The 15,142-nt window shown below is 62.0% G+C and carries 11 protein-coding genes and 1 pseudogene; 3 read left to right on the top strand and 9 right to left on the bottom strand.

Annotation, left to right across the window (positions count from 1 at the left end; translation table 11 throughout):
- The 4 genes from rapA to DWB85_RS11320 form a co-directional block, all read right to left on the bottom strand.
- Complete coding sequence (rapA, locus tag DWB85_RS11335) at positions 1–2,763, bottom strand: RNA polymerase-associated protein RapA (protein WP_117954633.1); 2,763 nt, start codon at positions 2,761–2,763, stop codon at positions 1–3.
- Positions 2,763–3,578, bottom strand: a complete 816-nt coding sequence (locus DWB85_RS11330) for a TatD family hydrolase (protein ID WP_117954630.1) — start codon at positions 3,576–3,578, stop codon at positions 2,763–2,765. The genes rapA and DWB85_RS11330 overlap by 1 nt, the downstream gene beginning before the upstream one ends.
- A 20-nt stretch (positions 3,579–3,598) precedes the next feature.
- A complete protein-coding gene (locus tag DWB85_RS11325) occupies positions 3,599–4,582 on the bottom strand; it encodes a LysR family transcriptional regulator (protein WP_117954628.1) in 984 nt (327 codons plus the stop codon).
- 281 nt (positions 4,583–4,863) lie between these two features.
- Positions 4,864–6,648: a WS/DGAT/MGAT family O-acyltransferase gene (locus DWB85_RS11320; protein ID WP_117954626.1), complete on the bottom strand. Its 1,785-nt coding sequence runs from the start codon at positions 6,646–6,648 to the stop codon at positions 4,864–4,866.
- 106 nt (positions 6,649–6,754) lie between these two features.
- Between DWB85_RS11320 and DWB85_RS11315 the strand changes: the two genes are divergently transcribed.
- Positions 6,755–8,038: a tetratricopeptide repeat protein gene (locus tag DWB85_RS11315; protein ID WP_117954624.1), complete on the top strand. Its 1,284-nt coding sequence runs from the start codon at positions 6,755–6,757 to the stop codon at positions 8,036–8,038.
- A gap of 2 nt (positions 8,039–8,040) precedes the next feature.
- On the opposite strand, the gene DWB85_RS11310 is transcribed toward DWB85_RS11315, so the two are convergent.
- Both DWB85_RS11310 and DWB85_RS19865 read right to left on the bottom strand, forming a co-directional pair.
- Positions 8,041–8,661, bottom strand: coding sequence for a class I SAM-dependent methyltransferase (locus DWB85_RS11310; protein WP_239017297.1), 621 nt, complete (start codon positions 8,659–8,661; stop codon positions 8,041–8,043).
- Positions 8,662–8,726: 65 nt separating this feature from the next.
- The gene (locus DWB85_RS19865) at positions 8,727–8,909 is read right to left on the bottom strand and encodes a DUF3604 domain-containing protein (RefSeq protein ID WP_117954622.1); all 183 of its coding nucleotides are present in this window, start codon (positions 8,907–8,909) and stop codon (positions 8,727–8,729) included.
- A gap of 255 nt (positions 8,910–9,164) precedes the next feature.
- Here DWB85_RS19865 and DWB85_RS11300 point away from each other — a divergent pair, with 255 nt between their 5' ends.
- Together DWB85_RS11300 and DWB85_RS11295 are read left to right on the top strand one after the other, a co-directional pair.
- Entirely contained in the window at positions 9,165–10,556 is a 1,392-nt protein-coding gene (locus DWB85_RS11300) for a DUF1329 domain-containing protein (RefSeq protein WP_162846090.1), read from the top strand.
- A gap of 180 nt (positions 10,557–10,736) precedes the next feature.
- Complete coding sequence (locus DWB85_RS11295) at positions 10,737–11,399, top strand: TetR/AcrR family transcriptional regulator (protein WP_117954617.1); 663 nt, start codon at positions 10,737–10,739, stop codon at positions 11,397–11,399.
- Here the strand turns inward: DWB85_RS11295 and DWB85_RS19780 are convergent.
- From DWB85_RS19780 to DWB85_RS11280, 3 genes and pseudogenes are all read right to left on the bottom strand, one after another.
- A pseudogene (locus DWB85_RS19780) lies at positions 11,396–11,587 on the bottom strand (cold-shock protein); the annotation flags it as partial. The gene DWB85_RS11295 and the pseudogene DWB85_RS19780 sit on opposite strands and share 4 nt — an antisense overlap.
- 409 nt (positions 11,588–11,996) lie before the next feature.
- A complete protein-coding gene (locus DWB85_RS11285) occupies positions 11,997–12,209 on the bottom strand; it encodes a cold-shock protein (RefSeq protein ID WP_117954612.1) in 213 nt (70 codons plus the stop codon).
- Between the two features lie 114 nt (positions 12,210–12,323).
- Positions 12,324–15,092 (bottom strand): valine--tRNA ligase, encoded by a 2,769-nt coding sequence (locus DWB85_RS11280; protein ID WP_117954610.1) that lies wholly within the window; start codon positions 15,090–15,092, stop codon positions 12,324–12,326.
- Between the last annotated feature and the right edge of the window lie 50 nt (positions 15,093–15,142).

Genomic DNA, 15,142 nt, shown 5'->3' with positions numbered 1-15,142 from the left:
TCAGGTGGTAATAATCAGCCGCAGTGCCTGCAGTTGCAGGTTGGCGTGCTGGATGTGAATCGCGCATTCCTCGATGCGGTAGCGCAGGTGCTCGAGTTCCTCTTCGCGGATGGCGGGGTTCAGTTCACGCAGTGCTTCCAGACGGCTCAACTCTGCGCCCAGGCTGGCGCGCATGTTCTGCTCCGCGGCGCTCAGGATTTCCTTCAGCCTGGATTCGGCCTGCTGGTTGGCCAGCGCCATCTTGGCGTCGACTTCCTGGTGTACCTGCTTGATGATCGCCAGTGCGGTCGCTTTCTTCACCCGTTCAACCAGGCTGTTGAGGCGGGCGTGGGGAACCAGGTCGGCCAGCTGTTTGCCGCGGGCGTCCACCAGCAGCCGCATTGGCGACAGCGGCAGGAAACGCTCTACCTGCAGTGCCCTGGGGGCCACGCAGTTCACCGTGTACAGGGCTTCCAGCAGCATGGTGCCGGGCGGCACCCCCTTGAGCTTGAGGGTGCCCAGGGCCGCATTGCCGAGCTCCGTCGACAGCACCATGTCCATGGCCTCCTGGATCATGGGGTGCTCCCAGGTGATGAACGCCATGTCCTCGCGACTGAGGCCCTTGTCCCGGTCGAAGGTCACTGTCGTGCCCTCGTCGGAGATGCCGGGAAAATGCCCGGTCAGCATATGCTCGGAGGGTCTGAGGACCAGGGTGTGTTCAGAATGAAACTCCTGGTCGACCCCGAAAGCCTCGCACAGGGCCTCGAGATAGTGCTCCAGGGTCTCGCTGGATTCCAGCGCATGGATTTCCGCGACCAGTGCATCGGCGACCTCGCGCTTGCAGGAGTTGCGTTCCAGCAGCCGGTCCCGTCCCTCACGCAATTCGGCCCGGGTGCGCAGGGTGAATTCGGCAGAATCGGTGATCAGGGAGTCGAACTGCTCGCTGCGCTGCTCCAGTTCCGGCAGCAGCCGTTCACGGAAGTTCTGGAAGATCATGTAGCCGGCGGAGCAGGAATCGCGAAACAGGTCCAGGCCCCGGTCGTACCAGTCCAGCAGGGTTTCCTGAGCGCTGTCTTCCAGGTAGGGCACGTGTATTTGTACGTCCTGTTGCTGGCCAATCCTGTCGAGACGGCCGATGCGCTGTTCCAGCAGGTCGGGATTCAGGGGCAGATCGAACAGGATCAGGTGATGGGCGAACTGGAAATTGCGGCCTTCGCTACCAATCTCGGAACACACCAGGGTCTGGGCGCCGCCGGTCTCATCGGCGAAATAGGCCGCGGCCCGGTCCCGCTCGATGATGGATAAGCCCTCGTAGAAGGCGGCGGAGCGAATACCTGCCCGCATGTGCAGGTGGTGCTCCAGCGCCACCGCGGTGGCTGCGTGGGCGCAAATAACCAGTACCTTGGCAGGGCGCAGCGTCTTCAGGGTCTGTTCCAGCCAGGTGACTCGCGGGTCGAAGTCCAGCCAGCTGTCATCCACGTAAGGCAGCTCCGGATGCAGGCGTTCCTCAAGGTCCAGCTGGGCCAGGGCGTAGGGCTCGGGCTGGGGCAGGGGATAGCGGTGCAGGATGCGCTGCGGGAAGCCCTCGACGGCTTCGCGGGTGTTGCGGAATAACACCCGGCCGGTGCCGTGGCGGTCCAGCAACTGCTCAATCAGCTGTTCCGGCGGGGCTTCGGGGTCGAGGTCGGCGGGCAGGTCCGCCGGAATCTCCCCCCGCTCGAGGCTGTCGGCCATGGCGCTCAGGGCGCGGTAGCGGCGCTCTTCCGCCATGAAGCTGTCCAGGTCGTGAAAGCGCGAGGGATCCAGCAACCTGAGCCGGGCAAAGTGGCTGGCCTGGCCGATTTGCTCCGGGGTGGCGGTGAGCAATAACAGGCCGGCACTGCAGGCGGCCAGTGCCTCCACGAAGCGATAGTCCTCGCCCACCTCGTCTTCTGACCAGTGCAGGTGGTGGGCCTCGTCCACCACCACCAGGTCCCAGCCTGCGGCGAGGGCCAGTTGCTGCAGGTCCTCGCGACCGGCAAACAGGTCCAGGCTGCACAACACCAGCTGCTCCGCCTCGAAGGGGTTGCCCTCGGGCATTTCTGCCAGCCGCTCGGCGTCAAACAGCGAGAAGTGCAGGTTGAAGCGGCGCAGCATTTCCACCAGCCACTGGTGCAGCAGGCTTGGCGGCACCAGCACCAGGGCGCGACTGGCCCGGCCAGTGAGCAACTGCTGATGGATGATCATGCCCGCCTCGATGGTCTTGCCGAGGCCCACCTCGTCCGCCAGCAGCACCCGCGGCGCATAACGCTGCCCCACCTCGTTGGCGATATACAGCTGGTGGTGCAGCAGGCTGGTGCGCGAGCCCATCAGGCCGCGTGCGGGGCTGCCCTGCAGGCGACTGGTATGCTCCAGGGTGGCAACCCGGAGCGCAAAGTCCTCGTGTTTGTCAAAGTGGCCGTTAAGCAGGCGCTGTTGCGGCGTGGTCAACTGGACGAAGGCGTCCAGCTCCAGCTCCGACACGGTCACCGACTCTTCGTGGTGATCGGTGCCGGTGTACATGAGCAGGCCATGGTGCTCGTCGACGGCCGTGACCAGCAGCTCGACACCATCGACTGTGCTGATATGGTCGCCGGTCTTGAACCTGAGGCGGGTTAACGGGGCATTGTCTATTGCGTAGGTGCGTTCTTCGCCCACAGCGGGAAAACTGAGGGTGATGCGGCGCGGCTCTATCTCCACCACCACACCCAGGCCCAGCTGTGCATCGGCGTGGCTGACCCAGCGCTGGCCAACGAGGTATTCCATTAAACGTCTCTGAAAAACAAAGTCTGGCTATTACGGTAGACCTGTCGTAACAGTTCTTCCACCTCCAGCTGCATGGTTTTCGCCACCTGCTCGGCGATAAAGGGCAGGTAGTAGGAAGCATTCGGGCGGCCGCGGTAGGGTACCGGGGTAAGGTAGGGTGCATCAGTTTCAAGCAGGGTTTGGCCCGGTGGGGTGGCGGCAATCACCGCGCGCACATTGTCGGCGCGATTAAAGGTGGCAATGCCGTTGAAACCCAGCATGAAACCTTCGGCAAGGCAGTACTGGGCCAGCGCCATGCCCGAAGTAAAACTGTGAATAACCCCGCGGTGCGCTAACTGGCCAGTGAAATTGGCGAGAATGGCGCGGGTGTCGTCGTCCGCCTCGCGAGTGTGAATGACCACGGGCAGTTGCAGGTCGACAGCGATTTGCAGCTGCTGCTCGAATACCTGGCGCTGGGTGTTGCGATCGGCGTGGTCGTAGTAGTAGTCGAGACCGATTTCCCCTACTGCCAGCAGGCGGGCATCCTCGCTCAGCGCCTGGCGGATTTTGTGCTCGGTCTCATCACAGTAAGACTCAGCCTCATGGGGATGAATACCCTGGGTGCCCCAGATGTAATCGCCGCGGTTGGCGAGCGCCCTGACCGTATCGAGGTTGTCGACTGATACCGCAATGGTGATGATTTTCTCCACTCCGACTTCCCGGGACTTCGCCAGAGTTGTCTCCAGCGCGTCACCCTCGAGGTAATCGAGGTGGCAATGGGTTTCGATGATGGGGGTCTGAAAACGGGGAATATCCCGCCGCTTCTTGCTGCTCATGAATCGCCTGTTTGCCCTGGTTAGCGGTGTGCTGCGGCCCCTGCCGCAACACGCTGGCGCAGCTTGCGGGGCTGGGTTGGCCGCAGCTCGCGGATAGTACAGGTGATCTGCTCCCATAGCCAGTTGTGCAGGGGCGAGTTTTCGGTGCGCTGGTGGGCCACCAGCACATAGTCCACGCTCGTCTCGGCGAGGCCGGGCAGGCCGCGCGCGGTAATGCCCCGGCTGATGCTTTCATTTTGCAGCAGGAACGCCGGTCCAGGCATGAAATAGTCACTGTTGCGCAGCACTTCCATCGCGGTCATCAGGTGGGAAATCTCCAGCCAACCGCGGGCACCGCTGACCAGGCTCTCGAACTCCTGCCCACCGGTCTGCGCCTCCACCTGTTGCCGGTCCGAGACGTAGAGCCTGATCAGCGGATATTCGCTCAGGGCCGCCGCCGAGATCTCCCCCTGGCACAGGGGGTGGTTTTCACGTAGCAGCAGCATTACCGGGCTGCCGCCAAGGTCCGCTATGCGGAACTCGGGTCCGTAGTATTGCTGGCGAATATGGATCGCGAAATCCAGATTGCCGAGAGCCAGTTGCTCGCGCTGGTTCTCCACCCGGGTAACCACCCGCAGGTGCAGCTTTGGGGCAATAGCCTGCAGTCGCGCCGCGAGCCGGGGCAGGAGGGCGACGCCAATGTACTCCGACAGGGCCAGGGTGACTTCGGCGTCAATGTCTGCCGGCGCAAAGTCGCGCCGACTGACCAGCTGGCTGATGCCAGCGAGAATATCAGCCAGCTGCCCGGCCAGTTCCAGGGCCCTGGGGGTGGCTTGCATACCGTGGCCGGCCCGGGTGAACAGGGGGTCGTCAAACACTGAGCGCAGCCGGGAAAGGGTCTTTGACATGGCGGGCTGGGTGATGAAAAGGCGCTCAGCGGCCCGGGATACATTCTGTTCTTCCAGCAATACCTGCAATGAAATCAGCAGGTTAAGGTCGATTTTGGCGAGTTCTCTGGTATCCATCGGCACGATATGAAAATAATTTATGGCAAATATGATAATAATACATTAGAAACATATCAAAGCCGGTCTTACTATGAATGTGACTCGCAACATGAGCCCCTGATGCCGGGGCTGGCGCGCGGCCTGGTCCGCGCTGTCGATGGCATTCCATCCAGGTCCAACGTTAGAGTTATTTTTCAAACCCACCGCTCTGGTGGGTTTTTTTTTAAGGGTGGCTGGCAGCGGTCCGGGGAGTGGGTAGCAGTGGCCCCGGTCCTGTTACAGGACCGGGAAGCTGGCGCTCAGGATTGGAGTTTGGGTTTCACACCCGCTTGCGCCCGGGCGGCATTGCGCTTTGCCGGGGCTTTTTCGCCCGCGGGGGCTTTCTTGCTGGCGGATGCCTTTGCGCCAGCCGCTTTCTTTTTGACCGGCGCTTTTTTGCCGGCTCGGCTGGCCGCTTGCTTTTTGGCGGGCGCATTTGCTCCGGTCCCGGTGGCGGCCTTCTTTTTGCTCGCCGCCTTTGTTCCGCTGGCGGCCTTCTTTTTGGCCGGGGCTTTTTTGCCGGCCGCCGGCTTCTTCCCGGCAGCAGCTTTTTTCTTCGCTTTGCCCGCGGTACCGCGGCGCGAGGAATCCACTTTGGCGCGGGGGTTTTTTGCCCCGGCCCTGGACTTGTGGGTAGCGGCGTAGAGCTCTTCGTAGGCGCCTACCAGGCAAGCGTGATAGGTCTCCGGGTCGGGCATGATGTTACGGTCGGCGAGCACCGACAGGGTGATCTTGCCCGCGTAGCTGAACACGGCGTGGAACAATCCCACCCCGGGTGTCAGCACCCCGAGTCCGTAGTAGTCCACCATTCTTGCACCGGCGCAGTAGAGATCGAAATCGGGGCCGGGAACGTTGGTGACCACCGTGGAAATGTTAACTGGCAGATAGGAGGACAGGTTGTTTCGCGACCAGATGCCGGCCACGGTTTTTGCCACCACCGGGGAGAACACCCCGGCTATTTTCAGGGTGTCGACCAGCGGGCTGTTTTCAGCTGCGGCCTTGGCGTCAGCCGTGGACTGGGCAATGGCCTGCAGGCGCTCCAGCGGGTCATCGATATCGGTGTGCAGCGACGCGAATATCGACCCGACCTGGTTGTTGTCATCAGTGACCTCCCTGCGGGTGCGCATATTGACCGGTATACCTGCCGCCAGTGAGCCTTCCTCGGGCGCCTCGCCCTTGTCGATCAGGTAGCGGCGCAGGGCACCGCTGACAACCGCCAGGGCAACGTCATTGATGGATACACCGGCGGCGTTCTTGATGTCCTTGAATCCCGCCAGCGGAAACTCGGTGGCGTCGAAAACGCGGTGCGGGCCCACCGGCTGGTTGAGGATGGTCTTGGGCGCTGAAACGTCGGGGGCCGGTATTTTATTGCGTGCCGTATCCAGGGCGTAACGCCCCAGCTGCAGGGTATTCTTTACCGCCCCACGCAACAGGCTGGCGCTGTTCTTGACGCTGTTGACTGATGCCTTGGACAGTAGCTCGCTCATGCTCGGCTCAACATCCACCAGGCGGGGTTCCTCGGTATCGTCGGTTGCCGCGGGCGGGTCGGGCACCAGATCGTGTATCAGCGCCATGAATGAGGAGCCCCCGGCACCGTCCACCAGGGAGTGGTGCATTTTGGTATAGATGGCGAAGCAGCCCTCCGGCAAGCCAGGTATGTTGTCCAGCCCCTCGATAATGTAGGCCTCCCACAGGGGCCGGGCCATGTCCAGCGGCCGTGCATGCAGGCGCGCTATCTGGATGCACAGCTGGCGCCAGTCACCGGGCTCGGGCAGGGCAATGTGGCGCAGGTGAAATTCGACGTCAAAATTGGCATCCTTGACCCAGTAGGGCCGGTCCAGCCCGCCGGGCACTTCGACCAGCCGGGTGCGGAACAAGGGTTGCCGTGACAGCCGCCGTTCAAAGCCCGAGATCACATCCTTGAAGCGGACAAAACCGCCGGGGGCGGTAGAGGGATCGTAAATTCCCAGCCCGCCAACATGCTGGGGAGTGTTGGTCTGCTCGAGGTTGATAAATGCGGAGTCTAGTATGCCTAACTGTTTCATAATGTTTCGGGGTCCTGCGGTGCCAGCCAGCTAAGGTCGAAATTGTGGCGCCGTTATATCATTGTTGCCCCGGCGGCACCAGAAAGGTGATCAAAGTTTGTCCGCTATGCTGAATACTTGTCCCCTGAGCCTGCTTTGTGGCCTGTTGCTCGCTCTGCAGCCGCTGGTCGCAGCGGCAGCGCCTGCACCCTATGGCGAGGGCTTTGTGCGGCTCGGCGCCCAGTGGGGCGAGGGAGGACTGGAATGGCTCGAACGGCCGGGCGACAGCAATATCCCCGGGGATGGACAGGCCTTTGAGCAGCAGCTGGAGTCGCTGGAACAGGCCGGCGGCCCCTACGCAGACAGCCTCGCCGAGCCTCTGGCCTCCCTGGGCAGGCACTATCGGCAGGCGGGTGATTACCAGCAGGCGGCGGCCCTGTACCGGCGTGCCATGCATGTCATCAGGGTCAATGACGGGCTGGGCAGCGACCGGCAAGTCCCGCTGCTGCGCGAACTGCTGCTGTCCTACCGCCAGGCCGGCAACCTGGAGGCGCTCGACGAACGCTACGATTACTTTTTTCACCTGTTCGGCAACGGTCGTCCACCGTTCACCCAGGCGCGGATTCGGGCGGCCCAGGAATACATGCGCTGGCAGCGCGAGGCATTGCGCCATGAGCTGGGCGCCGGGCGGCAGCGGCTGCTCAAACTGATTGAGCTGAATGCCGATATGCTCGAGCACATGCAGCAACAGGCGAATGTGCCATACCGCTGGCTGCGGGACGTCAGCTACAGCCAGGTGCTGAATCATTACCTGCTGCTGCAGCGTTTCGAGCCGACAATCGCCGAGCAACAGTTGCTCACCTCCAGGGAGTACATGGGGACCCAGCAGGTAGTACAGTCGCTGGAGGAGCAGAAACTGGACGCGCGCCTGCGCACTGCGCCGGCGCAGGTGGCTGCCATCTTCAGGCAATTGTCCCGGGCGGCTGCGGGGCAGGGGGCGGTAGAGACTGCGGCCGTGCACCTGGGACTGGCAGACTGGTATTTCTGGAACGGTAACCGGCAGCGGGCCGCCGCGTCTTACCGCGAGGTGGTGGCGATTCTCAACGAGGCCGGCGAACAGGCGCTGTTACAGCAGTGGCTGGGGGAGCCGGTGGAGCTGCCCGACAATGGGGTTTTCTGGCGCGCCGAGACCTTCGCCGCCGGACCGGCGGCCACCATCGAGGCCCGCTATGACGTCTCCGCACGGGGCAGGGTCAGCGGACTTGAGGCCCGTCACACCGGGGGCGATGAGGATCACAATCTCCACGACTTCCGGCGCCAGTTGTCAGCTACCCTGTTCCGGCCACGCTGGGCCAGCGGGGAAGCGGAGGCGGTAGAGGGGCTTACCCGACGCTACCGCTTGCTGGACTGAACTCAGGCGTTTTCCAGCACCATGATTGCCCCGGAAGCCTTGATCGGGCTGCGGGTGCTCCACTCGACAACCTCGGCACAGTGCTTGTCGGCACAGCGCTCGGCGATTTCGAAAAAAGGCGAACGCTCGGGATCGGCAATCAGGATTTGTTTCACGCCAGCTTTAACCGCCCGGTTCACCATGTTGGTGACGGGCCTGACCAGTTCGTCCCAGAAGCAGATATCGGCGGCGATCAGCATGTCGTAGCGGGACAGCTGTCTGGTGGTGAGCTTTTCGAACCGCGAAACCAGGTGCTCGGTCTGCACGCCGTTCAGTTCCGCTGTGGCCTGGAGGAAGGGAAATACATCCGGATCGGCATCCATGGAAGTGACCTCGGAATTGAAGGTTTTGGCGCACCAGATTCCCGAGACCCCCCAGCCGCAACCCACATCGAGGATGCGCTGGCAGTGTTCTGGCGGACTTTTATTCAGGTAGTCGATCAGCAGGCAGCTGGACTTCCACAGCTTGTTGCCGTGGATCGACGGTTCAGCGCCCTGGCGCTTGACCCTGCGGATGGCGGGGTGGGACGCGGTGGGCATGATAACACCGCGAAAACGGCGTTCGATGCGCGGTTGGCTGGCCAAGTTTACTCCTTACTGGCATGAATCCAGATGGGCGATGGCTACGCCCGTTCCTGAATGTCGGGTGATTAAAACGGCTTCTGGGTCGGGGCCAGGCTACAGCGGCAGGACGGGTGTTCCAGCACCGTGACACAGTAAAGCGCCGATTCCGTGCCATTGTACTGTGGATCGCCACCCACGGTGCAGAGGTTTTTGTGGCCGCTGCCGGTCGCGCGTGGGCGAGCCTGCCCGGTGTTTTGCCCGTGCGCGATAGGTGTGGTTGATCTCTATCAAGGTCCCTACCCGCTTGCGTTGCGCTATAGTTAGGGCAGGCGATTAGCGGGGATTGCCAACAACTGGGTTCCCGCAAGCAACCTTAAGGGCGGGGCAGTCGCCCGCCGCTGGGTAGCACCCCACCGGGGGAGCGCAACCTGACGGCGACGATCCCGCCGAGCGGACCCTGGACGACCGTGACAAGCGGTCATCGGGCATCGAGCATGTTTTCCAAGCGAGGGGGAGGGAAGCCAATGTCCAACGCTATCAAGCAGTCCGCGGCAGCTGTGGCCGTTACCCTGCTGGCCGTTTCCCTGACCCAGGCCAGGGTGCCCGAGGAGCAGGCGGCAAGGCTGGAAGGCGGTGACCTGAATCCCTTCGGTGGCGAGGTGGCCGGCAACGCCGATGGCTCCATACCCGCCTGGGAACCGAAGTGGACGGGGGTGCCGCCCGGGCTGGAATACGGTGGCCCCGGGGCTCCCCGGCCGAATCCCTATGCGGACGAGAAGCCGCTACTGGTCATCACCGCCGACAATTATCAACAGCACCTGGACAATCTCTCGGAGGGCCAGGCGGCATTGTTCGACCGCTATCCCGGATTCGAGCTTCAGGTTTACCCCACCCATCGCGACTTCGGCTACCAGGAGCGCATGGCGAAAAAAGCCGCCTGGAATGCGCGCCACACCGAGCTCACCGATGATGGCGAGGGGCTGGTCAATTACAACGGGGGCATCGCCTTCCCGATACCCCTGAACGACCGGGAAGTACTGTGGAATATGCGCACCTCAGGTTGCACCACAACCCTGCAAGTCGCTTACGATGGTTATGGTGTATTCGCCAATGGTGAGCGCTCTCACGATGCCATAAGATTCACCCAGTCAGACCCCTTCAACAATCCGGCTGATCCGGACACCGGTGTGACCGAGGCCGAACGCGGCGCCTATGCGGTCTGGACCGTGTCCGAGCGGCTGGCGCCCCCGCGGACCAAAGGCCAGATTACCGTGGTCACCGATCCGCTGAATTTCAAGAAGCACAAGCGCAATGCCTGGCAGTACGATCCCGGCACCCGACGTGTGCGCAAGGCGCCGGCGATAGGCTACGACAACCCCGACGGCCCCGGCGGGATGCAGACGATCGATGACCACAAGGGCTTCAACGGCGCCTTCGATCGCTTCACCTACACGCTGCTGGGGCGCAAGGAAGTGTACGTTCCCTTCCACAATTTCAGCTTTAATGATTCGAGAAAAGGCAAGCTGGATGACCGGTTGAGCGTAAACTTCCTCAATCCCGACTATGTGCGTTTCGAGAAGCGGCGGGTCTGGGTGGTGGAGGCCAGGCTCGCACCCGGCAAGCGCCACGCCTACAAGAAACGTCGCTGGTATGTTGAGGAAGACAGCTGGAACCCCGTCATGTCGGAGAACTTCGATGGTCGGGGCAATCTGTGGCGGGTCGGTTTTTTCCTGTCTGACTACGAATACCAGATCAGCTGCTACGAGAAGCATACCCAGGTATTCATGGACCTCCCCTCCGGTGGCTATCTCAGCAATTTCATTACCGTCGACCGGGAGGAGGCGGTCCACAATCTGCCTTATCTGGACAGGGACTACTTCACCCCGGCCAACCTGAGGAATCTGGCCAAGCGCTAGTGCCAACCCAGTCAGAGTGGGCGAACCCTGGCCTGTTACTCTGCTGCCGCGGGTCCTGCCGGCGAGATTTCGGCGCTGCATCGCGACGCGTTGTCGCGGTGGTCAAATTTTTTCAGCTGGGATAGCATTGCCGGAAAAGAATTGTCGGCAAAGACCGGCTGATAACAGGTAGGGACTGCAATGACCGCAACCAGACGGCAGGTGGAACTGCTGGAAAAAAATCGCCCCCGCCAGGAACGGGCGAAGCGCACCTATGAGGCGATCCTCGCCGCGGCTGCCGAATTACTGGTGGAAGTCGGGGTAGAGCGCATTTCGACCAATCTCATCGCCGAGCGGGCCGGCATTACCGTGCCGGCGCTGTACCGGTATTTCCCCAACAAGTATGCGGTCATCAATGCCCTGGGCGCCAGCCTCATGGACCGCCAGAATGAGATTTTCCACGAGTGGGTGGAGACCTACCACAGCCCCAGCCAGCCCGAGCGTTTGCTTTCCCATATTTATGAGGTGTTGCGCAAGACCTACGATCTCACCCTGGAGAAGACCGGCGGGCTGGAAATTTCCCAGGCCTTGCGTGCCGTGGCGCCGCTGCAGGAGCTGCGACTGACCTCCCATCGTCTGCTGGCGGACCAGCTGGCCCTGTACCTGGCGGAATTGCAGCAGGGTGAAGTGAGCCCGGAGACCCTGATGCAGGCGCGGCTGACCGTGGATATTGGCTACAGCCTGATTGAAATGGCGCTGGAGGATCCCAGCCTGGAGCCAGACATGGTCCTGCGCCAGGGGGCGAATATGCTCGCCGCCGCCTGGCAGAATGAGATTATCGGCAGGGACCCGGAGGGGCGCTAAAGTGCTTCAACGTCCTCGGCCTGGGGGCCCTTTTCGGTCTGTGCCTCGACAAAGCTGACCCGCTGGCCATCGCGCAGGCTGCGGCGACCGTCGCCGCGGATTGAACGGAAGTGGACAAAAATTTCATCGCCATTGTCCTTGGTGATAAAGCCAAAGCCCTTGGACACGTTAAACCACTTGACCTCGCCTTCTTCCCGAACTCCGCTGGCAGCGGCAGTCGTGGCCTGCCTGCCGGGCTCCGGCTGGCCGGCTGCGGCACTGGCGGCAGGGGCGCCGGCAGCAGACGCCAACAGGACGGTAGCGACAGTTGCCAGCAGCAGGACGATGGGCACCGGTATAGCGGGTGCGAAGTGATTCAAAGCGGCGGCAGCCACGGCAACCAGGGTGGCGATAACGATTTTTGCAACAAGATTCATGAATACCTCTCAACAGCGCCCGCAGTCGGCGGGCTGTTTATCACCGATAACAACGGGATAAAAATAGTAAAAACAGCAGGTCTCAAGCGCTCACCGCGCTCCCGCTGGTGTGTTTGTGCAGTATGTTTTTGACGCCGTGTAGTGGGCGCCGTGCAGCGGACGCCGTGTAGCGGACGCCGGGCTAAAGCTTGTGGACGTCTTCCGCCTGCAGACCCTTGGGGCCTTCTACCAGATTGAACTCTACCTGCTGTCCTTCGTTCAGGGTGCGGTAGCCGTCGCCCTGGATGGAGCGGAAGTGGACAAAGACGTCAGCGTCTCCTTCTTCCCGGGTGATGAAGCCGAACCCCTTGGCGTTGTTAAACCACTTTACCGTGCCGTTTACACGATCACTCATACCTCTTTACCTCGGTTTAGCGTATTGCTTTTATTATGCTGAACCCCTCGCGGGAGAGACCCAGACGTGAAACCGTTTCATCCTGCCGGCGCTGCCAGCGGCCGCGCCGGCAGGTTACATTTGCCGGATGCGCCGTTCCTGCTCCTGTAATTGTTGCAGTGCTTGCTCCTGCGCCTGCAGCTTCTCCCGCTCCTTCTCCACGACAGCGGCGGGAGCCCTGTCTACAAAGGCGCTGTTGGCGAGCTTGCCCTGCACCCGTTTTAATTCTTTTTCCAGCTTGTCAATCTCTTTGGCGAGTCGGGCCAGTTCGGCACTCTTGTCTATCAGGCCCGCCATTGGCACCAGGATTTCCAGCTCTCCCACCAGCGCTGTCGCCGCAACCGGTGCCTCATCGTTGGCGGCAAGCCAGGTAAGCTCGTCCAGTTTGGCCAGCTTTTTGAGGAACGGCGCATTTTCTACCAGCCGCCGCTGGTCCTCGCCGCTGCCGTTTTTCATCAGCACCGTGAGCGCCTTGCCCGGGGGAATGTTCATTTCCCCGCGAATGTTGCGAACGCCGACAATCACTCCTTTGAGCCATTCTATATCTGCGTTTGCGGCGCTGTCCATAGCGTCAGGGTCGGCCACCGGGTAGGGCTGGAGCATGATCGTCGGGCCGGTCCTGCCCGCGAGCGGAGCGACGGTTTGCCAGATTTCCTCGGTAATAAACGGCATCATCGGGTGCAGCAGGCGCAGCCAGGTCTCCAGCACCCGGATCAGTGTGCGGCGGGTGCCTCGCTTGGCCTCAGCGTTGGCCTTGTCATCCCACAGCACCGGTTTGGACAGTTCCAGGTACCAGTCGCAGTACTCGTTCCAGATGAATTCGTACAGCGCCTGGGACGCCAGGTCGAAGCGATAGCCGGCTACCGCCCGCGCGACTTCGGCCTCGGTTTCCTGCAGCTTGCTGACAATCCAGCGATCCGCCAGGCTGCGTTCAAAAGGCAGGGTCTCATCCTGACCGCAGTCCTCGCCCTCGCAGTTCATCATCACATAGCGGGCGGCATTCCAGATCTTGTTGCAGAAATTCCGGTACCCCTCGATGCGACCGATATCGAATTTCACGTCGCGGCCGGTGGACGCCAGGGAGAAGTAGGTAAAGCGCAGGGCGTCGGTACCGTAGGCAGCGATACCTTCAGGGAACTGCTTACGCGTGGCCTTTTCGATTTTGGCCGCGAGCTGCGGCTGCATCATGCCGGCGGTGCGCTTTTGCACCAGGTCTTCCAGCTCGATGCCATCGATCAGGTCTATGGGGTCCAGCACGTTGCCCTTGGACTTGGACATTTTCTGCCCGTCCGCATCGCGCACCAGGCCGTGTACATAGACGGTGTGAAAGGGGACCTCCTTGCGCAAGTGCAGGGTCATCATGATCATCCGGGCGACCCAGAAGAAAATGATGTCGAAGCCGGTGACCAGCACCGAACTGGGGTGGAAGGTTTTCAGCTCCTCGGTTTCCTCTGGCCAGCCGAGGGTGGAAAAGGTCCACAGGGCAGAGGAGAACCAGGTGTCCAGCACGTCCTCGTCCTGGTGCAGGCTCATCTCGTCGGCCAGCTGGTGGTCGGCCCGCACCGCTGCCTCCGATTCGCCCACGTAGACATTGCCCCTGGCGTCGTACCAGGCGGGGATGCGATGCCCCCACCACAGCTGGCGGCTGATGCACCAGTCCTGGATGTCGCGCATCCAGGCAAAATAGGTGTTTTCCCACTGTTTGGGCACAAAGGCGATGTCGCCGTTTTCCACCGCAGCGATGGCCGGCCTGGCGAGTTCCCGGGCATCCACGTACCACTGGTCAGTCAGGTAGGGCTCGATGACCACACCGGAACGGTCTCCGCGCGGCACCTTGAGAGTATGGTCATCTATCTTTTCCAGCAGGCCCAGGGCCTCCAGGTCGGCTACGATTTTCTTGCGCGCCTCGAAACGATCCATGCCCACATAGGCGGCAGGCGCCTCACCGCCGATGGCGGCGTCGTCATCGAGAATATTGATCAGCGGCAGGCCGTGACGCTTGCCCATTTCGTAGTCGTTGAAGTCGTGGGCAGGGGTGATCTTCACGCAGCCGGTGCCAAACTCGCGATCCACGTAATCATCGGCGATGACCGGGATTTCGCGACCGGTCAGCGGCAGTTCCACCATGCGCCCGATCAGGTGGGCATAGCGCTCATCCTCAGGATGCACGGCCACCGCGGCATCGCCGAGCATGGTCTCCGGGCGGGTGGTGGCGACGGTGAGGTGGCCTTCGCCGCCAGCCAGCGGGTAGTTGAAGTGCCACAGGTGGCCCTGCTCCTCTTCTGAAATTACCTCCAGGTCGGAGATGGCGGTGTGCAGCACCGGATCCCAGTTCACCAGCCGTTTGCCGCGGTAGATCAGGCCCTCCCGGTACAGGCGGATGAACACTTCCTGCACGGCGTTGGAGAGGCCCTCGTCCATGGTGAAGCGCTCGCGCGACCAGTCCAGGGAGGAACCGAGCCGGCGCAGCTGGCGGGTGATGGTCCCGCCGGATTGCTCTTTCCACTCCCAGACCTTGTCGATGAACTTTTCCCGGCCCAGTTCGTGGCGGCTGATGCCCTGGGCTTCCAGCTGGCGTTCCACTACCATCTGGGTGGCGATGCCGGCGTGATCCGTGCCCACCTGCCAGAGGGTGTTGTAGCCCGACATGCGGTGATAGCGGATCAGGGCATCCATGATCGCCTCCTGAAAGCCGTGGCCCATGTGCAGGCTGCCGGTTACATTCGGTGGTGGGATCATGATGCTGTAGGCTTGCTCGCCGCCCTGGGGGGCGAAATAACCCCGGTCCTCCCACTCCTGGTACCAGCGGGTTTCGATCTCGGCGGGTTGGAACGTCTTTTCCATCACTTGCTGAATCCGGCTATCGTCTTGGGGGCGCGATTATACGGCAAGCA

Origin of the sequence: Seongchinamella sediminis (assembly GCF_003457605.1) — a bacterium.
Classification (GTDB): domain Bacteria; phylum Pseudomonadota; class Gammaproteobacteria; order Pseudomonadales; family Halieaceae; genus Halioglobus; species Halioglobus sediminis.
Note: the sequence above shows the minus strand (reverse complement) of the source record. Positions and strands in the feature narration are given on the sequence as shown.

What these genes read in the sequence shown, in the direction of transcription:
- rapA (WP_117954633.1), bottom strand. Translation starts at nt 2,763, where the DNA reads ATGGAATACCTCGTTGGCCAGCGCTGGGTCAGCCACGCCGATGCACAG.
- DWB85_RS11330 (WP_117954630.1), bottom strand. Translation starts at nt 3,578, where the DNA reads ATGAGCAGCAAGAAGCGGCGGGATATTCCCCGTTTTCAGACCCCCATC.
- DWB85_RS11325 (WP_117954628.1), bottom strand. Translation starts at nt 4,582, where the DNA reads ATGGATACCAGAGAACTCGCCAAAATCGACCTTAACCTGCTGATTTCA.
- DWB85_RS11320 (WP_117954626.1), bottom strand. Translation starts at nt 6,648, where the DNA reads ATGAAACAGTTAGGCATACTAGACTCCGCATTTATCAACCTCGAGCAG.
- DWB85_RS11315 (WP_117954624.1), top strand. Translation starts at nt 6,755, where the DNA reads ATGCTGAATACTTGTCCCCTGAGCCTGCTTTGTGGCCTGTTGCTCGCT.
- DWB85_RS11300 (WP_162846090.1), top strand. Translation starts at nt 9,165, where the DNA reads ATGTCCAACGCTATCAAGCAGTCCGCGGCAGCTGTGGCCGTTACCCTG.
- DWB85_RS11295 (WP_117954617.1), top strand. Translation starts at nt 10,737, where the DNA reads ATGACCGCAACCAGACGGCAGGTGGAACTGCTGGAAAAAAATCGCCCC.
- DWB85_RS11285 (WP_117954612.1), bottom strand. Translation starts at nt 12,209, where the DNA reads ATGAGTGATCGTGTAAACGGCACGGTAAAGTGGTTTAACAACGCCAAG.
- DWB85_RS11280 (WP_117954610.1), bottom strand. Translation starts at nt 15,092, where the DNA reads ATGGAAAAGACGTTCCAACCCGCCGAGATCGAAACCCGCTGGTACCAG.